This window comes from Mycobacterium sp. (assembly GCF_035499775.1).
In the GTDB taxonomy this organism is placed as follows: domain Bacteria; phylum Actinomycetota; class Actinomycetes; order Mycobacteriales; family Mycobacteriaceae; genus Mycobacterium.
In genome coordinates this window covers 1-23253 of the sequence record NZ_DATJYB010000616.1, presented here as the reverse complement: position 1 = coordinate 23253, position 23253 = coordinate 1, and the positions used below count along the sequence as shown (strand labels likewise).

Annotated in this window: 21 protein-coding genes and 3 pseudogenes; 8 read left to right on the top strand and 16 right to left on the bottom strand. The window is 65.7% G+C overall.

The features are described 5' to 3' along the window. Positions 1–186: pseudogene (locus VML93_RS37115) on the bottom strand (hypothetical protein); the annotation flags it as partial. A 346-nt stretch (positions 187–532) separates the two neighbouring features. Then, the gene (locus tag VML93_RS37110) at positions 533–1066 is read right to left on the bottom strand and encodes a hypothetical protein (RefSeq protein WP_325618643.1); all 534 of its coding nucleotides are present in this window, start codon (positions 1064–1066) and stop codon (positions 533–535) included. Between the two features lie 190 nt (positions 1067–1256). On the opposite strand from VML93_RS37110, the gene VML93_RS37105 reads away from it, so the two are divergent. The 3 genes from VML93_RS37105 (at position 1257) to VML93_RS37095 (ending at position 4198) form a co-directional block, all read left to right on the top strand. Next, positions 1257–2060, top strand: a complete 804-nt coding sequence (locus VML93_RS37105) for an ABC transporter C-terminal domain-containing protein (protein WP_325618641.1) — start codon at positions 1257–1259, stop codon at positions 2058–2060. A gap of 47 nt (positions 2061–2107) precedes the next feature. Next, complete coding sequence (locus tag VML93_RS37100; RefSeq protein WP_325618639.1) at positions 2108–3649, top strand: GMC family oxidoreductase; 1542 nt, start codon at positions 2108–2110, stop codon at positions 3647–3649. A 63-nt stretch (positions 3650–3712) separates the two neighbouring features. Further along, entirely contained in the window at positions 3713–4198 is a 486-nt protein-coding gene (locus tag VML93_RS37095; protein WP_325618638.1) for an SRPBCC family protein, read from the top strand. 3 nt (positions 4199–4201) lie between these two features. On the opposite strand, the gene VML93_RS37090 is transcribed toward VML93_RS37095, so the two are convergent. The 3 genes and pseudogenes from VML93_RS37090 to VML93_RS37085 form a co-directional block, all read right to left on the bottom strand. Then, positions 4202–4792 carry a TetR-like C-terminal domain-containing protein gene (locus VML93_RS37090; protein WP_325618636.1) on the bottom strand — a complete coding sequence of 197 codons (591 nt, stop codon included), beginning with the start codon at positions 4790–4792 and terminating at the stop codon, positions 4202–4204. Positions 4793–4914: 122 nt separating this feature from the next. Beyond that, positions 4915–5190: a sensor domain-containing protein gene (locus VML93_RS38805; protein ID WP_414686545.1), complete on the bottom strand. Its 276-nt coding sequence runs from the start codon at positions 5188–5190 to the stop codon at positions 4915–4917. 5 nt (positions 5191–5195) lie between these two features. Further along, positions 5196–5697: pseudogene (locus VML93_RS37085) on the bottom strand (serine/threonine-protein kinase); the annotation flags it as partial. Positions 5698–5981: 284 nt separating this feature from the next. On the opposite strand from VML93_RS37085, the gene VML93_RS37080 reads away from it, so the two are divergent. Further along, positions 5982–7424, top strand: coding sequence for a wax ester/triacylglycerol synthase family O-acyltransferase (locus VML93_RS37080; protein ID WP_325618634.1), 1443 nt, complete (start codon positions 5982–5984; stop codon positions 7422–7424). A 10-nt stretch (positions 7425–7434) separates the two neighbouring features. Here the strand turns inward: VML93_RS37080 and VML93_RS37075 are convergent, their stop codons facing one another. The 4 genes from VML93_RS37075 to VML93_RS37060 form a co-directional block, all read right to left on the bottom strand. Then, positions 7435–8970, bottom strand: coding sequence for a class I adenylate-forming enzyme family protein (locus tag VML93_RS37075; protein ID WP_325618633.1), 1536 nt, complete (start codon positions 8968–8970; stop codon positions 7435–7437). Then, complete coding sequence (locus tag VML93_RS37070; protein ID WP_325618645.1) at positions 8967–9803, bottom strand: acyl-CoA thioesterase domain-containing protein; 837 nt, start codon at positions 9801–9803, stop codon at positions 8967–8969. The genes VML93_RS37075 and VML93_RS37070 overlap by 4 nt, the downstream gene beginning before the upstream one ends. A gap of 77 nt (positions 9804–9880) precedes the next feature. Continuing rightward, a complete protein-coding gene (locus tag VML93_RS37065) occupies positions 9881–10810 on the bottom strand; it encodes a TIGR03619 family F420-dependent LLM class oxidoreductase (protein ID WP_325618631.1) in 930 nt (309 codons plus the stop codon). 733 nt (positions 10811–11543) lie between these two features. After that, positions 11544–11789, bottom strand: coding sequence for a hypothetical protein (locus tag VML93_RS37060; protein WP_325618629.1), 246 nt, complete (start codon positions 11787–11789; stop codon positions 11544–11546). Between the two features lie 373 nt (positions 11790–12162). On the opposite strand from VML93_RS37060, the gene VML93_RS37055 reads away from it, so the two are divergent. Further along, positions 12163–12585, top strand: coding sequence for a hypothetical protein (locus VML93_RS37055; protein ID WP_325618627.1), 423 nt, complete (start codon positions 12163–12165; stop codon positions 12583–12585). Positions 12586–12722: 137 nt separating this feature from the next. Here VML93_RS37055 and VML93_RS37050 read toward each other — a convergent pair whose 3' ends face one another. Both VML93_RS37050 and VML93_RS37045 read right to left on the bottom strand, forming a co-directional pair. Then, positions 12723–14900 carry a glutamine synthetase III gene (locus VML93_RS37050; protein WP_325618625.1) on the bottom strand — a complete coding sequence of 726 codons (2178 nt, stop codon included), beginning with the start codon at positions 14898–14900 and terminating at the stop codon, positions 12723–12725. 228 nt (positions 14901–15128) lie between these two features. After that, positions 15129–17078: a serine/threonine-protein kinase gene (locus tag VML93_RS37045; RefSeq protein ID WP_325618623.1), complete on the bottom strand. Its 1950-nt coding sequence runs from the start codon at positions 17076–17078 to the stop codon at positions 15129–15131. A 511-nt stretch (positions 17079–17589) separates the two neighbouring features. Here VML93_RS37045 and VML93_RS37040 point away from each other — a divergent pair. Next, positions 17590–18153, top strand: a complete 564-nt coding sequence (locus VML93_RS37040) for a hypothetical protein (protein ID WP_325618621.1) — start codon at positions 17590–17592, stop codon at positions 18151–18153. 10 nt (positions 18154–18163) lie between these two features. Here the strand turns inward: VML93_RS37040 and VML93_RS37035 are convergent, their stop codons facing one another. Then, a complete protein-coding gene (locus tag VML93_RS37035) occupies positions 18164–18361 on the bottom strand; it encodes a hypothetical protein (RefSeq protein ID WP_325618620.1) in 198 nt (65 codons plus the stop codon). A 214-nt stretch (positions 18362–18575) separates the two neighbouring features. Here VML93_RS37035 and VML93_RS37030 point away from each other — a divergent pair, with 214 nt between their 5' ends. Both VML93_RS37030 and VML93_RS37025 read left to right on the top strand, forming a co-directional pair. After that, on the top strand, positions 18576–19481 hold the full coding sequence (locus tag VML93_RS37030; protein WP_325618618.1) for a phosphatidate cytidylyltransferase: 906 nt from the start codon (positions 18576–18578) through the stop codon (positions 19479–19481). A 78-nt stretch (positions 19482–19559) separates the two neighbouring features. Continuing rightward, entirely contained in the window at positions 19560–20153 is a 594-nt protein-coding gene (locus VML93_RS37025) for a hypothetical protein (protein ID WP_325618616.1), read from the top strand. A gap of 1 nt (position 20154) precedes the next feature. On the opposite strand, the gene VML93_RS37020 is transcribed toward VML93_RS37025, so the two are convergent. The 4 genes and pseudogenes from VML93_RS37020 to VML93_RS37005 all read right to left on the bottom strand — a co-directional run. Then, positions 20155–20790: a lysophospholipid acyltransferase family protein gene (locus tag VML93_RS37020; protein WP_325618614.1), complete on the bottom strand. Its 636-nt coding sequence runs from the start codon at positions 20788–20790 to the stop codon at positions 20155–20157. Next, positions 20787–21647 (bottom strand): CDP-alcohol phosphatidyltransferase family protein, encoded by an 861-nt coding sequence (locus tag VML93_RS37015; protein WP_325618612.1) that lies wholly within the window; start codon positions 21645–21647, stop codon positions 20787–20789. The genes VML93_RS37020 and VML93_RS37015 overlap by 4 nt, the downstream gene beginning before the upstream one ends. Before the next feature lie 484 nt (positions 21648–22131). Further along, positions 22132–22683: a hypothetical protein gene (locus tag VML93_RS37010; RefSeq protein ID WP_325618610.1), complete on the bottom strand. Its 552-nt coding sequence runs from the start codon at positions 22681–22683 to the stop codon at positions 22132–22134. Positions 22684–22955: 272 nt separating this feature from the next. Next, positions 22956–23253: pseudogene (locus VML93_RS37005) on the bottom strand (hypothetical protein); the annotation flags it as partial.

Below are 23253 nucleotides of genomic sequence, written 5' to 3'. Positions count from 1 at the left end.
GGGGCTCGATTTGCCGTCGTCGGAGATATTGTTTGCGACTTGAACTTTGAAGGTCCCGGTCAGGACCGGTTCGGATTTCGCTGGTGGACTCGATTTCGGTGCCGCTGTCGGCGGCGGTGGTGGGGTGCAGCCGCACAGCAGTGCCAACAGGCTGCCCATAGCAACCGCGATTCTCAAGAGCCGCATTCGCAGATCCCTCACTCAGCGCCACTCAGCGCAGTGGAAACCGTCAGATTACGGTAACAGCGTGCCGGCGGTTCCCCACTGACGCGGAGCATGAGTCACAGTCTGCTTGCCGAAGGTGGGTGATACGTGGGACAAGTCAAAAGGCTTGCGTATCCCCTACGTTCGACGCGTCTAGCCGGTGCCGTTGAGCACGCGCCCCGACTCATTGCGCGACCTGATGTCGAGCTTGGCGAACGCGTTGCGCAGATGCGAGTTCACCGTGTGACCGCTCGATACGCCGGCGGGCTATCGCACGACGGGCGATCTTTAAGCCAGGGTCATGCGGTCCTTAAGGCCGGCGCACGGCTCATATTTCGCTGATGATCTGTGCCCGCTTGGCGTGGTATTCGCTCTCCGAGATCACGTCGGCGGCGCGCAGTGTCTCCAGTTCCTGCAGGCGTTCGACGGTCGACTGGTGCGGCGGGGCGGCGGTCGCTGCGCTGTTTCGTTCGGAGATGCGCTGCCGGTAGGTGCCGTTGGCGAGCGAGGCGAGGCCCACATTAGTGGCCCGCCAATGGTCGGGTGCGTCGCCATCCGTAGTCACGTAGACCAGTTCGGCGTGCGCCAACACTTGCAAGGCCTCCGCTATCGGTCCGCTGAGTTTCGTCAGGCACAGCGCTCGCTCACGAAAGTTGAGTCGGTAGTCGCGGATCATCCAGCCGGCGACGTCGTCAATGGTGAGGGGTTTGCCACGCTTGGGCCCGTGCGGGCCGAACGCCGGCATAAGCTCTGCGGCCAGGTCCGCCGCAGGCGGGACGGCGACCAGCCGCTCGAACTCGGCTTGTCTGGCGCGTTTGACCTCGTCCGTCAACGCTTTGAGCTTCTTCCCGAACCCGGGCATGACGCCTTCCTTCTCGAGCCTGGACAGGCAAATGGTCGCACAACCGCGGCGCCCGGCGCGAACGCGCGCATTTGTCCGCCGACACGCCGTGACCCGCGTACATTCGCGGCCGCTCGCGCGGCGGTAATGGGTGGCAGTGCCCGAGTTCTCGGGTTTGCTACACCAGTGGCCCCCCTCGTGGGAGCATCGGGTGGTGATCGACGAGGACCCGGAAAAGCGCATCGCCGAACTGGAACGCCAGTTGGCCGAACTGAAGGCGGCGCTTCGCGCGAATCCACCGCAGTTCTCGGACGCGCAGACAGGCGCCCGCCAGGCCGATGCCGACGAGCGGGCACGCCGAAAGGCACAGGCACTGTGGGAAGGCTTGTGGAGCGGTGAGACTTTGGGGCCCGACGGACCGTCCGGTCCGGAGCTCGCACAATTCCGAGAGGCGATGAGGAGGGCCGCGGCCGACGCGGGCATCTCGCCGGAAAAAATCAGCGACGCCCTGCGACGCGGCAACGTGACGATCAAAACCGGACACTCGGTTGTCTATTCCGGTCCAGATGGACCACAACACTTCGGCACCACGACCAATATGGGTGCGCCAACCGCGCATCCGCAGCCCGGCTTGGGGTCGCACGCCGGGTTCGACCGCCCGCAGCCGCGGCGCAAGCTCTCCGGCGCCAACCGTTTCGGGGCGATCGTCGGGATGCTCGCCGGGGTGTTGGGCCTGTGCGTCGGCGGCGCGGCGACACTGACCGCCCTGTTCCCGTCGAGCGCGCTGTGGATGAGCGGCATCGTCTGCCGCAGCCCGTACCGCCTGGTCAGCAGCACCTCGAAGTACAGTTACAAACCAGGTCAATCGGGCACCAGCGTGAGCTACCGATGCGTCAGCGACACCGGCTGGTATGACGTCAGCGCGTACGCGGTGATGGGGCTGCAGGCGTTGGTCGCCGCGCTCATCGTCGGCGCGGTGGTGGCTGTCGTTCGTGTGCTCCGCCGCAGGGTATGACAGCCGTGTTGTCCTACTTGATATTTGGGATGTAGGTAAGTGGCAACATGACGGCGGGCTATGACTTCATCGTGGTCGGTGCCGGCTCTGCCGGCTGCGCGGCGGCTGGCCGGTTGGCCGCCGAATCGTCAGCCAGCGTGCTGCTGGTCGAAGCCGGCGGCTCCGAGCGCCGATTCTCGATCCGGGCTCCGGTGGCCTATGGCATGCAGTTCGGGACTTCGCTGGATTGGGCATATGAATCCGAGCCGGAGCCCGGCTGCGCCGACCGGCGGATCAAGCAGCCCCGCGGGCGCGTTCTGGGCGGCACCAGCGCAATGAACGCGATGGTCTGGGTCAAGGGCAGCAACCTCGATTACGACGGCTGGGGGCTGCCCGGCTGGGCGTGGAAGGATGTGGCACCCGTATTCGCGCGGATTGAGGAGGGACCGATGCGCGTCACTCGCGTGTTATCTCCTGACGAGTTGTCTCGGCGTTTCGTCGCCGCCGCGCGTGCCAGTGGTGTCGCCGCCACCGATGACATCAGCGGGCCCGAACTTGACGGTGCCGCAATCGCTCCCGTCACCATCCATGAAGGCCAGCGCTGGACCACAGCCCGTGCCTACCTGCGGCGCCAGAGCAATCTGACCGTCGTCAAGAAGGCCCGCGTCCACCGGGTGATCATCAGCAAGGACCGGGCCGTCGGTATCGAATACCGCCAGCGGGGACGCACCCAGCGAGCGTTCGCCAACCGCGAGATTGTCTTGGGCGCAGGCGCTTTCGGCACTCCGCAGCTGCTACAACTGTCGGGCATCGGTCCGGCGGATCAGCTGCGCCGGGTTGGCATCCCCACGCTCGTCGACAGCCCCCGGGTCGGCGAGGGACTCACCGACCACCCCAACGCGTTCGCGCAATGGGCCCTGGCGCCCGGCTATGTCGGGCTGGCCGACGCCGCGAATCCGAAGTGGTTGCTGCAGTGGCTCTTACGTCGCAGCGGCAAACTCGCCAGTAACGTCGCCGAAGCGCTCGCGCACCTGCGTTCGACGGCCGAACTACCGGCATGCGACATCCAGCTTTTCTTCGCTCCTATCGACGTGCTGGGTGACACCAAGGGCCTCCGGCGGCTGCGGCCGGTGTTGTCGGTGGGGCTCTCGTACTGGACGCCGAAGAGTCGCGGCAGCGTGATGGTCCGTTCAGCGGATCCCGCGATCGCGCCGGCCATCCGGATGAACCTGCTCAGCGAACGCGATGACGTCGACGCACTCGTGCGGGGGGTGCAGCGCACTCGCGAGATCATCGCGACCGAGCCGATCGCATCCGCCGTCGACCATGAACTTCTTCCCGGCCCCGGCGCGGACATCGAGACCAGCATCCGGGACACCGCGATCACCACCGCCCATCCGGCATGCACCGTCGCGATGGGCAGGGAACCCGACAGCCCGCTCGACGAGCAACTTCGTGTCCGCGGTGTCGAGAGCCTCCGCGTCGCCGACGCCTCGGCGCTGCCGCGGATTCCCCGCGCCAACACCAACGCGCCCTGCATCATGATCGGCGAGCGCTGCGCGGATTTTCTACTCGCGCAATCCATTAGCCGGTCAGCGGCAGCCACCTAGCAGTCGACCCAGTCGAGCGTCGTAGAGTAAGCGGCGACATATCGTCGGCGGCTGCGAGGACTGATGACCGAACGTATCGAGACCCAACGCACTATCGAGGCACCGGCGGCCGATATCTTCGCGGTGCTGTGCGATCCACAGGGCCAGGTGACGATCGACTCGTCCGGGATGCTGCAGGGCGCCGAAGGCGACCCGGTAGGTGCCGTCGGCGACAGCTTTGTGGTCCACATGGATCGCGAGTCGCTCAATGACTTTCCGCAACTCGGCAAGTATGACGTCACCGTCGAGATCACCGAGTTCGAACCGGATCGGCTTATCGCGTGGACGATTCTCGGCCAGATCCGTCCGCAGATCGGTCATGTCTACGGCTATCGGCTCGAGCCGGCCGACGACGGCGCGGGCACCGTGGTCACCTCGTTCTACGACTGGTCGAATATCGACCAGAAGTGGCGCGAGGCAGGAATTTTCCCGGTGATCTCCGAGGGTGCGCTGCGGGCCACGCTGGGCATCCTCGACCGCACCATGCGTCGGGGTTATCCGCGGGGCTAACCGCTACTCGCGGGCCAGCGCATGCCATCCCAAGTCGGCGATGGCCACGCAGTAGTCGTCGTCGATGGGATCCTCCGTGTAAAGAGCGCGGACATACAGCGGCGCCAGGACGATTTGCACGGCAGCCACCGTAGGGACGTCCTCGCGTATTTCACCACGCTCCCTAGCCCGATCCACGACAGCGCGCACGGTGGCAAAACGAGCCCGCCAGAACATCATTCGCGTGCTTTCGTCGTGACGCCCGCGACGGTCCATGACCAACGCCCGCACGAACGTGCGTCCGACCTCGGTGTTGAGGTGGTCGGTGACGCTGCGGGCCATCGCCAGCAGGTCTCCGCGCAACGAGCCGGTGTCGGTTGCGTTGCGCAAGTCGTCGCTCTCACCGAGAGCGGCGTCGACGATCAGGCGTTGGCGAGTGCCCCAGTAGCGGTAGATCACCGCTGCGTCGAGGTGGTGGCGCTCGGCCAGCGCCTCGACGCTGAACCGCTCGACACCCCAGCGGGCCAACTCGTCGAGCACTGCCGGCATCACTAGCGCGCGGATATCGGGGGGAACGGACCCGAAGGATTCATCGGGTCGTCGAGACGGCTGCATGTGCGCCTCCTCACCCGAACCCATTTCGAATCAGCCGCGCGCCACGACGGCAACCGCGACGTTCCAGGCTACTCAACTCGAAAGGGTGAATCCATTAACGGCGGGTACTACCTGCCATGGCGCTAGTGGGGTGCTTTGCTGGCGATCTTGTCGGCGACCTGGACGCCCTCGTTGTCTATCTTGCAGGCACAGGCTTTGACATCGATGACCACGTTCATCACCACATCCAGCACCCGCTGGCAGGTCCAGCCACGGGCGTTGTGCCTGTTGTACCTGATCGCGAGCTTCGGCGCGTCGCCGACGAGATCGCCGAAGTCCCAAGTTTCCGTGGTTCCGTTGAGCCCATCGGTGACCGTCTTCCCAGCGCAGGCTCTCCATCTGCCGGCCTGGCCGGCCAGGCCGAATCCAACAGATAGGCGAAATCACCCTCTGCGAGCACGATATTGGCGGGTTTGACGTCACGGTGAATCAGCTCAGCCGCGTGGGCGGCGTCCAGGGCTGCGGCGATCTGGCGCACAATTGCAACTGCACGCTCCGGGTCCAGCGGCCCCTCCCGGGCCAACACAGCCTGCAGGTCGGACCCGTCAATGATTCCGCATGTCGAGGTAAAGCTGCCCATCGATTTCCCCGCAGTGGTGGATGGGCACGACGTGCGGCTCGTACGGCCGCCCGGCAGCGTGCGCCTCCCGGAACAGCCGCTGCCGGAAGCTTTCGTTATCCGAGTAGTCCGGCTTCAGCAACTTAACTGCCACTACGCGATCCATCACAGTGTCTTCGGCCATCCACACCTGACCGAACCCACCCTTACCCAGCAACCGCTTCAGCCGGTAGTGGCCGAATCGCGAACCCGGCTGCGCACACTGCGGGCCATAGAAGGCGGCCGGTTCCTCATCCACCAAACGCATCCCGGCTCAGTTCTGCGACAGTCCAAGTACCATCAGGGCAACATTATTATGCTGGCGCCCGCCGCCGAATTGTCGTTGTGGCGAAACACCGGCCACGGCCGTGCTCGGTTGCCAGGCTGCGCAGCTCCCCCATCGACGCCTGATGCCAGTTGGATTGCAGCCCATCGAATCGATGCCCAGCGTTGCGCCTCGATCCATCAGCAAAATCATCAGCGGCACAGTTGAGGCTGGCACCCGACCTGCGTGGCCTACCCTTTGGAAGGAAGCGCGCGAAGGGGTGGCCTGTGCAGCAGTTGAGTTGGACCGACGACATGATGCTGCGCGGGGAAGGACCGGAGACCCCGTTACAGATTCAGATGCTCCTGATCTATGACCCGTCAACCGCCCCGAACGGCAAGGTGACGTTCAAGGGGATCCTCGAAGAGCTGGACGCCCGGCTGCATCTCTCGGATGTCTTTCGGCGACGGCTGATCGAGCTGCCCGGCGGTTTGGGTAGGTCGTACTGGGTGGACGATCCGAGCTTCGATCTCGAATATCACGTTCGCCATATTGGACTGCCGCAGCCCGGTGACTGGCGGCAGCTCTGTATCCAGATCGCGCGGCTGCACGCCCGCCAGATCGATCTGCGGCGTCCGCCCTGGGAGATCACCGTCATCGAGGGTCTGAATTCCGTTCCCGGAGTGCCGAAGGGCTCGTTCGCCATGGCGCTCAAACTGCACCACTGTGCGGTCGACGGCATGGCGAGCATTCAGCTGATCGCGGCGATGCACGACCTTGCCGCCGACAGCCCACGCCCGGCCGGACCCGACCGGCCGTGGCAGCCGGCCGGTTTGCCCACGACCTCAAACTTACTTGCGCGCACCGCGATTGACGCGGCGCTTTATCCGGTGCGGACCGGCGCGGTGCTGGCTTCGAGTGCTCCTAAAGCGGTCCGTGGCCTGGCCGGCTTGCCCGTCAAGCTGATCGGCGGCGTCGTGAGCAGGGTCACCGAGGGCGGCAAGCCAACTTTTCCGCCGAAGACCCGGTTCAACCAAACAGTCTCACCGCACCGCGTTTTCGAGGCCCGGTTCCATGATCTGGCCGATTTCAAGCTGATCAAGACCACCGTGCCGGGCTCCACAGTCAACGATGTCGCGCTCGCCTATGTCGGAGGGGCCCTGAGGCAGTATCTGGATGCTCACGGCGAGCTTCCCGATCAGTCGCTGATTGCCGCGTGCCCGATCTCGATGCGTGACGCGGGTGACCAGAGCGGGAAGGGAAACATGGTCTTCGGCCGGTTGCAAACGCTCGGCACCGACATCGCCGATCCGATCGAGCGACTCACGGCCATCGCCGAGGAAACCGCCGAGAGCCGTTCGGGATCGGAGCACTCAGCCAGAACCCAACTGCTCGAACTGATTGGGACACTGCCGACTTCACTGCTCGGGATCACCGCGAAGGCCGCCAGCGTGCTTCCGTTCTCGGGCCCGACCGTCGCCAACACGACCGTCACCAATGTGCCGGGCCCGACCGAACCGATCTTCTTCTGCGGCGCCCAACTCGTGCGCGCCGCCGGTCTCGGGCCGCTGATCGGCGGCCTGAACCTCATCCATGTGGTAGCCAGCTACAACGGGACTCTGTCAATCGGTGCCACCGCGGACCGTGACGCGCTGCCCGATCCGGCCAGATACGCCGAATGCATGGAGAACGCCTTTCAGGACTTGCTCGCCGGCGCGCGCCGACGTTGAACCTTCCGGCTTAGCCGAAGGCCTCCCGAAGTTCCTTCTTGATGACTTTTCCATACGGGTTGCGCGGCAGCGTATCGACAACCACCAGGCGTTCGGGAAACTTGTAACGACTCAGCCCTCGTGAACGGCAGTGCTGCACTAGCGATTCCAACGAGACGCCGTCGGCTGAACGAGGCACCACCACGGCGCACACCCGTTCCCCGGCGTCACGATCCGGGACTCCGATGACCGCCACATCGGCCACCGCTGGATGGGTGACGAGCACATTTTCGATCTCGAGGGCCGAGAGGTTCTCTGCGTTGCGGATGATCGCATCTTTGATGCGTCCAGTGACGTGGACATTGCCATTCGCATCGACCAGGCCGAGATCGCCTGTGCGCAGCCAACCGTCGCTGTCGAACGCGCCGGCATCAAGCGTGGCGTCTGCATAGCCGTGGAAGCATTGGGGTCCCTTGAGCCGCAACTCGCCTTCCCGCCCGACAGGCAGCTCGCGTTCGCGGTTGTCGACCACCCGGACGCTGACCCCCGGGACGGGCGCACCGACGGTGTGGTCCAGCACGTCCGGCGTCGCGGTAAGGCACGGTGAAGTCGCGACCGGAAACTCGGTGAGCCCCCAGGCATTGGCGATGCCCGCCACTGAAAAGGTCTCGCGGACCTCCCGGCCCAGATCCGCGGTGATCGGTGCGCCTCCGGCCAGGCAGCCGCGCAGCGACGGGAATAGCGGCCGATTGCCTTGGGCCCGTTGGGCTTCCAGGTACGCTACGAAGAACGGCGTCGCGGTGCCCAGGAAGGTCGGGTTGTGCGTCGCAATGCGTAACGGTGTCGCGGCCCGGTCGAAAGTCTCGAACAGCACCAGCCGCATACCGGTCAGAAGAGCGGCGGCCAGCATCGCCGCCCCGCCGATATGCGCTATCGGAAAGACAATCGGATTCACATCGCCGCTGGTGGCACCGACCATACCCACAACGCCGGCCGACCCGGCTATCACCGACGCGTCGGTGTGGCGGATCCCCTTCGGCGACGCCGTGGTCCCTGACGAGTAGTAGATCCACCGGATGTCGCCGGTGGGCGCGGGCGGCGCCGCGAGCGCCTCGGCGCCGGCCCGGGGCAGCCGGAGCCCACCGGCGGTCGGGGGTGTCTCCAGGTCAAGCGTGATCACGTCGAAGCCTCGGTCCGAGGACAACGCCCGGGCAAGTCCGCCGTGGTCGAATCCGCGCCAAAATTCTGGTACCACAAGGAATTCCGTTGCCAGCTGGCCGGTGATGAAGCTGACCTCCTGTTCCCGCAGGATCGGGATTATCGGGTTCTGCACCGCACCGAGCCGGGTCAGCGCGGCCATGACGACCATGGTCTCCAGGGTGGTGGGCAGCTGCCAGGACACCATAGATCCCGCCCGGATCCCGCGCTCGGCGAAAGCTGCCGCGGTCGTGCATGCGGCGTCGAAAAGCTGGCGCGCGGTAAGGCTGCGGCCATGGTCGTCGGCCAGCAGCGGCCGGTTCGGTTGGCGCCCGGCCGTGTCGGCGATCAACGTCCAGAAAGGCGTCATCCAGTAGACGGCACTGCCATCGGTGGGCGAAATCCCGAGTGCGCTATCGAAATCGACACCGCACTGCCTACCGGGCCCAGGTGGTCCAGGACAACGCCCGACCCGGTGGCCACCCCGTCGTTGCTGTAGTGAGTGAGTGAGGCCAGCCCGATGTGGGGACCTTCGGGCAGCCGGCTCAGCGTGAGGGTGTAGTCGGCGTTGATGAACTGCAAACCGTTGGTGCCCCAGTTGGCCAGAGAGGCGGTGACGTCGCCGGCCATCGCTGCGCGGGTGAACGGAGTGAGCGGTTCACTGTCGACCAGCGGGCGTGTCTCGTGCAGCCAGGTGTATTTGCGTCCCGAGTTATCGGACCATTCGGGATCGGGATTCTGCACCTCGACGCCCCAGCCGTAGGTCCGCATGAAGATCGACGGGTGTCCGCCTTCCTCGACACCCGGTATGGGAGGCATCTGCACCGGCTGTGACCACACGTCTCCGTCGGGCTGGGGACCGCGGCGCAGGAGCAGCGCGCTCCCCCGTGCTACGGGCTCGCCGTGCTGGATCAGGACGGCCTCGACGAGCCGCAATCGGCGCCGGTCGTGTTGCACCCTGGTCTGCACCTCGATCGGTACCAGCTCGGTCGGCCGGGGCAGGTCGACGGTCAACCGGGCAGGTTGAAGCTGCGGATCGGCGACCGCGCGCTCCAGCGCCCAGGCCAACAACCCGCCGACGACGTGGCCGCTGATGGACGGGCCCCATCCCCCGCGCGCGATTACATTTGGCACATAGCGGTTTTCGTCACGAACGAAGTACGGAGTGTGCGTCGCCGGATCATCGTCGACATCTGGCGCGATCTTCTGCTCGGTCACTGGATCTCTCCTTTGGGGTGATCAACAGTAGACATTACAGTTCGTCTTCTAGTCGCGTGCGCTCACCTGGTAGCGTCGCGCACCGCATCGGCAAGCGCGGCGATGTCACGTTCCCGGTCGCCGCCGGGCAGCGGCCAGTGCGTCATCCTCAGATCGGTCACGCCGGCCTTCGCGAAGGACACCGCGTTCGCGGCGACCTCGGTCAGATCGGGCCGTCCGTCCGCGGCGGCCCGCACCCGCAGTGTGCCGGTGACGCCGAACCCGAGCGGGTCGCCGCCGGCGCGCTCGACCGCCGCGCGCATCCGTGCGATTCCGCCGGCCATGTCGCGCGCGTCCTCGCCCCACGGTATCCAGCCCTTTCCGAAGCGGGCGAGCCGTCGCGCGACCGGCCGATTCACCGTCCCGCTTACCCAGATCGGCACCCCGCCGGGCTGCACGGGTTTGGGCATCTGATGTATCCGGTCGAAGCTCAGGGTCGCCGACTGGTAGCTCACCTCATTCTCTTGCCACAGCCGCTGACACACCTCGAGCGTCTGATCCAGTACGGCCCCGCGGTTCTCGAAGTCGACTCCGGCCACCTGGTATTCCTCACGCTGCCAGCCGACGCCCACCCCGAGATCGACGCGACCGCCGGACAGGACATCCATGGTGGCCAGGGTCTTCGCCAGCACCGCCGCCGGACGCAGCGCGGCGAGCAGGATGTTCGTGCCCAGCCGGATGCGTTGAGTCCTGGCCGCGAGGTAGGTCAACGTGGTGAGCGGTTCCAGCCAGTCACCGTCGGGTCCGGTGGGCTGGCGACCGCCTTTCGTGCCCCCGCTCCTGGGGTCCGCGTAGGCATCCATGTTCATCCCGAAGGCGATGTGCTCGGACACCAGGAGGCGGTCGAACCCGCAGCCCTCCAAGAGCTGGGCCCAGTCGGTGAGGTGTTCCCAGTTGGGCGGCGCCTCGGCCGAAAACGAGGGAATCCCCATCGAAAGCTGCATCGCGGGCACCGGATCCTTTCAACGCGGCGAGTACTCACAGGGGGTCGTCGGCGGTAAGCCAACCTAACCTTATGAAACGCGCGGTCGTCGTCGGAAACGGACCGTCGGCTCACGGATCGCCGGGCGGGATCGCCGGGCGTGGGGTCGCGAATCACCGAGTGCCGCTTGCGCGGCCGACCCCACGCCCGACGAAGTCTGTTAGCGGTTCCTGGCGGTATCGGTCAGAGGATGTTCAGCAACCTAGTACCTGGCGTTTCCTGTTGTGGGGCCCAATGGTTACGAGTGTGAAAACTTGGCCTCACCAGCGCTTACGCAAACCCGCCAAAGCTTGCCAACGGGACAAACTGCGGACCGCCTGCGGACCCACGGCGCACGAAAGGCCACCGGTCAATACGACACCGCGCTGGCACATACCGCACTTCCCGAGGGCCTTGCGGCTCTCTGGGGAGATCCATGCGAGCCGCTGTGTCCTAAACATGTAGCAGGCCAACTTCGCGTAGCGGCCTTGCGGCGCATCGAGAGCCTGTAGCGCCTCTTCCAAAATATCGTTGTCGCTCAACTTGTTCCAATCGCTCGGAATTTACGTTTCTGAGTGCCCAGCCACGCGCACCGTGAGGCGCACATGAGTAGGGCTGCCGCCGCGTCGACCTTGTTTGCGAGCGGTGGCCCAACTGAATAGCTCAGTCGTGGCCTTAGTAGTACGTGACGGGCTCCAGGGAAATTCGGAAACCTTCAATCCTTCTTACGAGAGAACCTGTAGCGTTCGACCCGATCGAAACGGGTCGGCAATCAGTTCCTTTACCCGCCAACGCTTACGGGCCTGGCGGATCGCGTCCGCGACGTCCAGCACCGGGATGCGGTAAACCGGCGTCCCGTCGGTCTCCCAGATCGCCAACAGGTCATAATGGGGCTTCGGGCCGATCTGCCCGATAACCAAAGCGGTAGCGTCCGAATCGCTTCCGCCCCAACCGCCGTCGAGGCTGACCACAACTCCGCGCCGCCAGGGATCGGTCGGCGGTCCTCAAGAGATGCCCACGTATCGCGGTCGATGAAGGGATTGACCGTTTCCGAGTGCGATCAGCCAGCCCGCCAACCTGGGCACCGGATCCGCATCCAGAACGGACGCCACAAGCTCCCGCTGCCAGTCGTCGAATGATGAGATTCCCGCCCGCGCCGTGCCCGTGCTGCACCGTGAGGAAGCGCTTACCGAACTGCGCGAACCGCTTCGACTCCGACCCATGTGGACGCCACGGCAACGGCTCCTCGCTTACCTTGGCCTTCGGGCCACGCGATACCGACAACAGAAGCTAACTTTCGCTGGAACAGTTGGGGAGCCGCAGCCATGCCCGTACACTCCGGCCATGACCGAGATTGATGAACTGAACGCAGAGCTAGAGCCGTATGGATACGAGCTTCGTACGTTCGCTCTGCACGACAGCAACTTTCAAGTCGTTCGCCTCGACGGCTACGGTGGTCACGCGGCGACGATGAAGGATGTCGAAGAGGTCCGAGCATTTGTCAGGCGACTTGCCGACAGCGATAACGGCTGGTGCATCCATCTCGATCTCGGCAATGTCGACGTCGACAGGTACACGGGGGAAGTCACCCCTCGTGACGGCGGGCCTTTGTTCAACATCCACGATTTGCACCCCGACGAGTGGTCCGGCGCGTCCGATGAAGCCCCTCGGGAACTCGGCAAAGCCACTCTCGCAACCGCTTATCAAATCTGCATCAAATCCAGGTCTCGACCGCCATACGGCGGACTGTGGTTCAAGCGCGCTTAATTATTTGCGCGTGCGGTCTGCGTTGGGCCGAAGGCAGAGGACCGGACCCGTAACGCTGCGGCCCAGATGCTCACCGAGGCGTTTACTGCGGACTGTGTGCGGACCCAGAGCCAGTAAACGCCCGGTGACTAGGCATCTCAGAGGATGTACAGCATCTCCTGGTAGGTCGGCAGCGGCCACAAGTCGTCGGCCACAACGCTTTCCAATATGTCGACGGCGCTCCGCACCGCCTCCATCACCGGCAGCAGCGCTTTCTGCGCATGCGTGGCCTCGTCGAGTGCCGATTCGGCCGAATGATCGGACAGCGCTGCCTTCAGCGAGGTCAGGCCAGCGGTCAGGTCGGCGATCGGAGCCGAAACCGCTTCCAGTGCAGTCAAACTCGGCTCCACACCGGCCTTCTTCAGGGCCGCCACGTTCTGCGCGAGCTCGGTTTGGTAGCGCACCGCAGCCGGCAGGATGACCGTGGTGCCTATCTCCAGCGTCAGCTTTGCTTCCACCGCGACGGTCAGCGCGTACTGCTCCAGGCGGACCTCGTAACGGCTGTGCAGCTCGCGTTCGCTGAACACCCCGTATTTCTCGAAGAGTGCGATCGATTCCGGCTTGATCAACTCGGGAATGGCGTCCAGCGTGGTCTTGAGGTTGGGCAGACCCCGCTCGGCCGCCTCGATCTGCCACTTCTCCGAGTACCCGTCGCCGTTGTACACCACGTCACCGTGTTCGGTGATGACCTCGGTGAGCAACTGCTGCACAGCCTTGTCGAAGTCCTCGCCGTCGGCTACTGCCTTCTCCAAGATGGTGGCCATGTAGTCGAACGAATCGGCCATGATCGTGTTGAGGACGATCATCGGCACGGCCACCGTCTGTCCGGAGCCCGGTGCCCGGAATTCGAAACGGTTGCCGGTGAACGCAAACGGGCTGGTGCGGTTGCGGTCACCCGCATCGGTCGGCAGCGGGGGCAGCGTGTCGACGCCAATGATCATGGTGCCCTTGCCCTTTGACGACGTGGCAGCACCCTTGGCGATCTGCTCGAACACGTCGGCGAGCTGTTCGCCGAGGAAGATCGAGATGATCGCGGGCGGTGCCTCGTTGGCGCCCAGTCGGTGGTCGTTGGTGGCCGAGGCGACCGACACCCGAAGCAGTCCCGCGAACTTGTGCACGGCGCGGATCACCGCGGCGCAGAACACCAGGAACTGGGCGTTCTCGTGCGGAGTGTCACCCGGGACCAGCAACGAGCCGAGCTCGGAGTTGCCCACCGAGAAGTTGACGTGCTTGCCGGATCCGTTCACGCCGGCGAACGGCTTCTCATGGAACAGACATTCCATGCCGTGCTTTTTGGCGATCGTCTTGAAGATCGTCATCAGCAGCTGCTGGTGGTCGGAGGCGATGTTGGCCCGCTCGAACATCGGCGCCACCTCGAACTGGCCGGGCGCCACCTCGTTGTGCCGGGTCTTGGCGGGGATGCCGAGTTTGAACAGTTCCCGCTCGGTGTCCATCATGAAGCCCAGGACGCGCTCCGGCACCGAGCCGAAGTAGTGGTCGTCGAACTCCTGGCCTTTGGGCGGCTTGGCGCCGAACACGGTACGACCGGCGTTGACCAGGTCCGGTCGGGCCAGGAAGAAGTGCCGATCGATGAGGAAGTACTCCTGCTCGGGGCCGCAGAACGACACGACCTTGTTCAGGTCCTTGTGACCAAACAGCGCAAGGATGCGCTCGGCGTGGATGCCCATGGCCTGCTGGCTTCGCAGCAGCGGCGTCTTGTAGTCCAGTGCCTCGCCGGTCATAGAGACGAAGACCGTGGGGATGCACAGGGTGTTGCCGTTGGGGTTCTCCAGGATGTAGGCCGGGCTGGTCACGTCCCAGCCGGTGTAGCCGCGCGCTTCGAACGTGCTGCGCAGGCCGCCCGAGGGGAAGCTGGAGGCGTCGGGCTCGCCCTGGATGAGGGTCTTGCCGGCGAACTCGGCGAGCGTCTGTCCGTCGGAGATGGGTTCCAGGAAGCTGTCGTGCTTTTCGGCGGTCAGGCCGGTCATCGGGTAGAAGACGTGGGCGTAGTGGGTGGCGCCCTTCTCCAGCGCCCAGTCCTTCATCGCTACCGCGACCGCGTCCGCGACGGCGGGGTCGAGCTTGGCGCCCTTCTCGATGGTCGCCACGATGGACTTGTATACCGACTTCGGCAGCCGCGCCTGCATCTCGGCCTTGGTGAAGACGCTGGAGCCAAAGATCTGGCCCGGCGCCTCGCCGGATACGAAACTGATGGCCGGGGGGACGTATGCCTCGACGTTGTTGATCGCCTGCAGGCGGACCGCGTTTCCGCTCAATTGGGTTCCTATCGCTGAGGGGGTCCGTAGCTCTTCCTGGACGGAGGTGGACCGACTCACCTTAAGGAGGTTCGATGCCGAACTTGTTACGTCTGCGTCAACGGTGGAGCGCCACTGGTTGCGAACGTGCGACGCTGCCGTGCCGCGCGCAGTGCTCACCTCGCCTCGCCGGGCGTGGGTGCCATGGACGAAAAGCCAGCTCAGACGTGCCCCCACCGGTGGCGGACGCTAGTCGCCGATGCGGGTGAACTTCACGTCGACATCGGTGCTGCCGCAACCGGGCGCCCCCGTCAATTCCTCGTGACCGTGCCCGCTGATCAGCGCGACCGGCTCCTGTGGTGGTTGCGGCAACGGGAACGGGACGAGGATTCTCACGTGCGTCGTGCCGCCCCGGGCACACGGGGCGTCGAACGTGCGGTCGTAGACCCATTTCCCGTCGGCGAAAAGCATCAACATGATCGCAGTCGGTGGTCGGTGGAAGGTGCTCATGCACCGATCGCCGGCGCGAAGGCAGTCCGTGTGGACCGCGTAGTCGCCCTGCTCGCGGAAGCCGTTGGGTTGAACGCTCGCCTGGTGGTAGCGGCCGTGCAGCGCCTCGCCCGGCGACACCACCCGCGGCGGCAGGTTGGCCGGGTCGGGGAGGCTACCGAGGTCCACATCCCCGGTGCGGATGAACGTCACGGTGCGTTTGTTGGCGCAGCCCGCTGTCATCCGTTGGGTGGCTTCGCCCGCGAAGCTGCCGTCGGGACGTGGTTGCAGCGTGAACGCCTCCCACACTTCGCCGTCGACTTTGCCGCAATTGGTGGTGCCGACGCCGACGGCCTGCCAGCTGTCGCCGACCTGGTCGAGCACCATCGTCGGTACCTGCATGGTTTCGCCGGTCAGGCGGGACGCGGTCGCGACGCACCCATTGCTGCCGCACACCGAGCGGACCGCCCAGGTTTCGCCGGTGGGTGGCGCACCTTTGGCCGGTTCGCCCTCGACATTGCTGATCCGGCCGTACTCCACCCGGTAGACGCCGGTGAAGGGACCCGTGTTGGGTGGGGGCTTGGCCGGGGCGGCGGAGGTGTTGGGCACCGTGGTGTTGGCCAGATTGTGCTGCCTGGTCAGCTTCGCGCCGGCAAAGACACCGCCGGCGATCAGTAGCGCGATGCCTACCAGCGCGCCGATCAGGGCGCCGGGTCGTCGCGCCAGCCTCTTGCGCGTCGGCTGCAGCGGCACCGTGGGCGCGGCTACGCCCAGCCTGGGGTTGGTGTCCGTGTCGCCCGCCCGAAACGGAAGCTCGCCGGCGTAGGCGAAGTCCGGGGTCAGGTAGCGGCCGAGTTGCTCGGCGAATTCCCGGCAAGTGCCGAAGCGGCCGGATCGCTCTTTGGCCATCGCTGCGGCGAAGACCGAATCCAGTGCCGCCAACTCGGGCCGGTAAGCACCGATCGACGGCACCGGCGCGCTGACGTGCTGACTGATCACCACCGCAGGATTGGAGTCGGCAAACGGCGGGACGCCGGTCAGCAGGTGAAATGCGGTGCACGCCAACGCATACTGGTCGGCACGCCCGTCGATCGCCTCACCCCGGAGCTGCTCGGGCGCGGCGTAGAACACGGTGCCCACCGTCATATTGGTCACCGTCAAACCCACGGCGTCATCCATGCGCCGCGCAATCCCGAAGTCGGCCAGATAAATCCGTCGTCCCTGTGCATCGGGATCGGTCAGCAAGATGTTGGCCGGTTTGACGTCGCGGTGCAACAACCCCCGATAGTGCGCGTAGTCCAACGCCGAAGCCACGGCGGCGATGATCGGCACCACCTCACTCAGCGGCATCCCGGCGCGATAGCGCTCAGTCAACAAGCGAGCCGCGTCGGTGCCGGCGACATAGTCCATCGAAATCCAGAAGTGGCCGTCGTTCTCGCCGCGGTCGTGAATTCCCACGATGTGTGGATGAGACAGCCCGGCGGCCAACTCGGCCTCACGCTCAAACCGCCCGCGAAACTCGGGGTCGTCGGTCAAATCCGCGGGTAGCACCTTCAGCGCATCCTCACGTGGCAACCGTGGATGCGACGCCAAATACACGGCACCCATCCCACCGGTCCCCAACTCCCGCAGGATCGTGTAGCCGGCGAACACCTGACCGGCCTGAAACGACGTGGCCGAGTCGTAAATCCCGTCTTTGGAGATAGGCACTGTCAAATCCTTTCCGGACAAAAGGACCGGAGCCGGTCGCCGAAGGCGCCGTTTGCGGCCACTTGGTGTTGATTGCTGGTGCTCGATGCGAGCCGGTGAATCCCGCTGGCGGTCAACGCCCCAAGAGGCCGCAATAATGTCCGACGGGACAGTCCCCGGTCCCGTACACCGGGGACGTGTGGCCCGTGCCTGCGCCCGCCAAGAGTCCGGCCGCGACGACGCCGCCCGCCAACAGTGCCCCGGCGATGGTCTGCTTCAGGGTCTGGGTGGTCTTCACGTTGTGTTCCTTCGTCTTGCTGGCCCGGTCGGTCGCTCCGACCGACAGCACATACGCTGCCGCACACCGCTTGTCACCTGGTCACGAAATTCATGCGAAATTCTTGCGGCCGGGGCGGGCACCGAAGGCTTTGCCAGTGCCGTCAACGCGTTCCTTCCCGGGGAGCCGGCGCCTGCGGGTGAGATTTGCCCAAAGCTGTCCCCGCAGAGCGCAGTGCGCCTACCGTTAGCAGGCATGGGGCGCGGTGCGACCCGGGCGATGACCACTTTTGCCGCGACGATCGCCGCGGCGCTGGTCGTCGCGCCAGTGGGTGCGGCCGACCCGCCCGTCCAGCCGAAGGACGGCGCCCCCTGCGATGCTGCTGATCCGGATTCTCAGACATACGCAAATCCGCAAGCCGGTGCGGCCGCACCGGATGTGCTGTTGTGTGTGGGTTTCCGGCCTCGGCATTGGCAGCGCGTTAACGGCCTGCAGCGGCCGGTAAACAAGTTCTACACGTACGGACCAACCGAGACGTTGTTACCCGGGGACGTCAACCTGGGCGATTGGTGGGACGGCGTTGGGTCGACCACCGACGCGATATGCGTCGAGGAACAATCGTTTTCCGACGGCCGGCCGCCCGAGACCAGGTCCAACAACGCCGGACAGTACTTCGGCTTCAGGCTGTCCCCCGACATGAGCAGGCTGAGCCTGAAAGGCAACTGCCGCTGGTTGATATCGCCGTGCAACGGCAAACCGGGGCCGTGCACGGCAGGCTATGTCCCGCCGGGGATTGGTAACCGGGAACGCGAAATCTAGCGTGTGGCGGTCAGTCGTAGATCGCGACTGCGCGCCCTACCATGTCACCGCGACCCAACGCCTCCAGGCTGTCGTTGATGTCGTCGAAATTGACGCCGGCAGCTGCGACCTTGATCAACACCTCATCCGGGCCGAAGTCGGGCACTTCTATCTCCTCGAGCCGCAACGGCTCCCGGTAGCCGTGCATCCGCGCCGCGCGCATCTTCACGAGGTGCTCCCTTCTATGCCGACGGAACGACGATGGTACGCCCGCCGCCGTTGTGCTGCGTCGAACGTGGAGGATACGCACGCGTTTTCGTTCCTCGAAGTCCACGCCACCCACGTTCGGCGCGTCGAGGCGAGCACTGCGCCAGAATCTGTCAGCCCGGGCTTATCGTGTCCTGAACCGCCGTTCGCCAGGAGGCTCACGTGGACCACACACCGTGATCGTCGACTGGTACCTGCGGATCTTGCATTTCGACCGGCGGATGCCGCTCAACATCGACCTGGGTCCGATGCACATCCACCTGTACTCCCGGTCTGTCTTCTTCATGTGGATCACGGTGGGGCTCCTGGTGGTCGGCGGCATCGCGGTGTTTGCCTCGCGCAAGCGGGAGTTGATCCAGCGGTGGACCAGCTGGGCGATGATCGCCCCGGCGGTCGGGATTCCGATTTGGTTGGGCCACGGCACCACAGCGGTGTTGGCCGCCACGCTGGCCGTGGTCGCGGTGGCCGAGTACGAGCGGCTGGTGAAACTGGGCAAGGTCGACTTCGGCATGCTGCTGGGGCTGGCCGTGCTGTATCCGCTGGCGGCCTGGCTGCGCCCGTCGCTACTGAGCCTCGCGCCGATCGTCGTGCTGGCTTGTGCGCTGCCCTCGGTGCTCAGCGGTGACGTCGAACACGGCGGGATGCGCACCTCGTTCACCGCGTTCGGCTCGGTGTGGATCTGCTGGTCGCTGGCGCACCTGGTGGTGTTGTGGGAGCAGGCGTATCTGGTGTGCTTCGCCGCGGCCGCCGCCGACGTCGCGGCCTGGTGTGGCGGAAAAGGGTTGCGCCGCTTGGGCTGGGCCCGCCGGCCGTTGTCACCGTTGAGCCCCAACAAGACGATCGGCGGGTTGGTCGGCGCCGTCGTGGGGGCGTTTCTCGTGCTGACGTTGCTGGGTACGATTTCGGTCGGCCTGCTCATCGCGGTCGGGTTCGGCGGGGTGCTCGGCGACCTGCTCGAATCGATGGTGAAGCGGCAGGCTCAGGTCAAGGACGCCGGTTCGTGGCTGCCGGGTTTCGGCGGTCTGCTCGACCGGATCGACTCGTTGTTGCTGGTTCTGCCACTGGCGTATCTACTCGGATGAGCGGCAACGTGAACTTCGGAGAGTTCGGCGCTGCTGCAATCGGTTTCGGCGCAAGCCGGCATCCGCGAGGCGGTCGCCATGCCTGACGAATCTTCCGCGCAGGATCGCCCGTCGCGCGTCTGGTCGGCGATTGCCCGGGTGATGGGCGGCCCATTGGGCCTGCCGTTGGCATTTCTCTGGGGCTACGCCGAGGCGCTGAGCTGGTTCATCGTCGCCGAGATGGCGTTGTTCCTGTTTGCCGCCGCGGTCCCGCGCCGGGTGATGCCGTTGGCCGGGGCGGTGATCGCCGGGTCCGTGCTGGGCGTGCTGACCAACGCGTGGCTGACTTCTCGCGGTGTTTTGCTGCCCGCACCGCTGACCACCCCGCGGATGGCGGCGAGGGCTTATGGCCAGTTCTCCGAGGGGCCGAGCGCGATCATGCATCAGGCCCTGTCGGGGATACCAGTCAAGGTGTATGCCCGCGCCGCCGGCCAGCACGGCGTCGACATGTGGCAGCTGGCCGGCTGGACACTGCTGGAGCGGGGCCTGCGAATCTCGACGGTGGGCTCGGTGATCTGGCTGCTGTCAAGCCTTTTCCACCGCTGGCTGCGACGGCTGTACGGCGTCTACCTGATCGTGACCGCCGTAATCTTCACCGCCGCACTCTCCGCGGTGGTCGCGGCGTGGTCGTAGCTCAGGCAGCCAGCTCGTACCGGTGGAACGTCTCCGGCAGCGGGTCGCCCCGCAGTGCCATGACCTGCTCGCGCAACTGCTCCCCCGAGACGCTGTTCGGGTCGACGGGTTCGCCGATGCGGATCTGCATCGGGGCCGGTGAGATGAAGCTGGCACCCTTGGGCAGCACGTCGGCGGTGCCCAACATGGCGATCGGCACGATCGGCACGCCGCAATCACGCGCCAATCGCAGCGCCCCGGAACGGAACTCGCCCAGGCTGCCGTCCGTCGAGCGCGTCCCCTCCGGGTAGATGACGACCGCGCGTCCGGCCTCCAACGCCGGGCGGGCCGCGGCCAGCAACTGCTCATAGGTTCCCCCACCGGATCTCCGCACCGGGAGTATGCCGGCCACCGCGGAGGCGATGAAACGGCGCACTGGTACGTCGAACCAGTAGTCGGCCGCCGCCACGAACACGGGTTGAGCCTTGGGGGGTAGGGCGGCCAGCAGCGCCGCGGTGTCAGCGTGCGAGGAGTGGTTGGCCACCACCACACAGCCGCCCGGCACCCGCCAGCGCCCGGTCACGGTAAGCCCGCCCGACGCTGCGGCCACCACTTGCCACATCCAGTGGCGCAACACACTCGAGATTCTTGCGGTCATGATGCCAGCACCTCCGCCAACGGCTCCGTGTCTACGGCCAGTTCCTCGTCCTGCTGCTTCGCGGCCAATTCGCGATGGGCGGCCCGCAGCCGCAGCACGGTGGTGATCAGTGAACCGTTCATCAGCTGCGTGCATGCCACCGGCAGGACGACCGGAAACGCGGTGGCCAGCAGCACGAACAGGCAGCGTTCGGTCTTGCCCAGCGGGCCGCCGTTGCGCCGTTGTGCGCCGGCGCCGGCCGTGGCCAGCGAGGCGAACGTGGGCAGCGTCGCGGCCAGTGCCGCCGCCATGACCATGAGCACCGGCCAGGACAGGAAATGCAGGCCCGGGCCGCTCTGCTGCGCCGCCCAGACCGCCAGCCCGGCGAAGGTCAGCAAATCCGATGCGCGGTCGCCGATTTCGTTGACAACGAATCCCCAAGGGCGGCTCACCCCGCGGGCGCGGGCAACCGCTCCGTCGAGGTTGGCGCCGGCCAGCCGCAGCGCCAGAAACAGCGCCGCCAGCGGCCACCAGCCCAGTGCGACGGTCACGCTGGCCGCACCAGCCGCGATTACTCCGGCCGCGGTGAATACATCCGGTGAGATACGACGCGCCACAGCGAAATCGATCATCGGAGTCAGTTGGCGCGTGTACCACGGCTTCAGCGCGTACAGGCCCTGCTGCCACCATTTCCGGGGAGCCGGCGACGCGGAGGGCAAGGGCGTCACGGCAGCCACCTCCCTGATCCGGGGAAGCGTTGCGGTGTCGACTGTGGCGAGCGCCCGTGACCCGGTGGTGTAGCAGGCACGGTGGGCGACGCGGGACTCGCGCAAGCTCGGGCTGTGAAGCGTCAGGGCGTTGTCGCGGTTGGCGCTCACGGTGTCTGTCCTTTCGATGGATGATGCCGCCGGGTGGGCTGCATCTGTGTGCAAGTGGACACCGCCCGTGCTGCTACCGGTCCCAACTTCAGGACCAGAGACCCGCTGGGCTGCTCGCTCAGGTAAGTGCACCCGTGCGGCCGGGGGTCACTGCGTCGCGAGCTTTCTTGCGAGTCGACCGCCGTGGCCGACATCACATAGAGTGCGGCCCACTGCTTGCGCGATCTTCGCGAAACTCTTGCGAAATTCTTGTGCCCGCTCGACAGCTTTAGATCCGGCGAAAACCAGAGGTCGCGGCCGGGAGCGGGGTGGTCGCAGGCGGGCATGTGACCAGCATGGTGGCCGGTGCGCCGCTGCGGATGAGTAGGACTACGCGTATTGCCCGACTGATTTACCGTCGCGCCCGGCGAGCATGCTTTCGAGCTCCAAGGTGGGATCTGACGTGCCGTTGAGGCTCACCATGGCTGGGGCGGGTGGAAGGTAGTCATCGCCTCAAGAGGCGCCACACCCCTACACCGACGGCCACCGCGGCGCACAGCACAAGCATGAAGAGTAAGGCCTGAAGCCCGATGACCGCGAGACCGTTGGGTTCATACCAGCTGGCTCCGCGGACGCATCGGAAGGTCCAGCTTGTCCCCGACCCGCCCGAAGGGGTGCTGTAGCCGGAGGATTTTGAAGCCAGCTGGTAGCCGTTGCGGCAGACAATTCCGTTCATCCATTGCACGGTCGAGGGGAACACTGCTCCCACGTACGCCGCGGTGATGAAGCTAACTACCGCACCAACAGGGAGGCCGACCAAGACGATGGCCCGCAGGACCCAGTTGCGTTCGGTCGCCGGCGACCGTGGCGCAAGCTCCCCATTGGCCGGCTGGTAAGGCCCACTACCAGCCTGGCCGCCGAAGCCCGGTGGGTCGGCCCGGCGCGGATAGACGCCCTTCGCCTCCGCAAGCTGAAGTTCCAGCTCGGCGATGCGCTTCTGCTCGGCCAACTGATGTTCCAGCTCGGCGATGCGCTTGTCGGGGTCGTCCTCGTGCATGTGCAAATGGTCCCACCCGGGCTGCCGCTAAGTCGGCCGACTGCGTTTCGGCGGCGGGTAAACCGACCGGGCGATCGTCGCCGAGATCCATCCGATCAGCCAGCCGGCGCCGACCAATAGGAAGGTGTGTAGGCGCTCGGGGGACACGACCGCGACAACAGTCAAAATTACAGCCCACGTGACCGCGCAAGCGATGCTGTAGGCCGTATACGTCCTGCGCGATGGCATGACACAAATCTAGCTCGGCATTCGGCCGACGCCGAGACGCTTACTCACCCACGCTGGCCGAAGAGCACTCGGTCGGCGACCGTGCGCCAGTCACGTTTGGCAGGTTCGGTGTCGGGCCCGGAATCCACTGCGGACCTGGTTTTTCCGGCATCTGATACGCGCCCGTGGCCTTCATTGAACCCGAACCGATCATGCAGGCGGGCCAGCGATTTCGGCGCCCACCAGTTGACCCGGCCGAGCATGTGCATGAACGCCGGCACCAGCAGCATCCGCACCAGCGTGGCGTCGACCACGACCGCCACTGTCAGCCCGAGTCCGAACAGCCGCATGTACGACACCTGC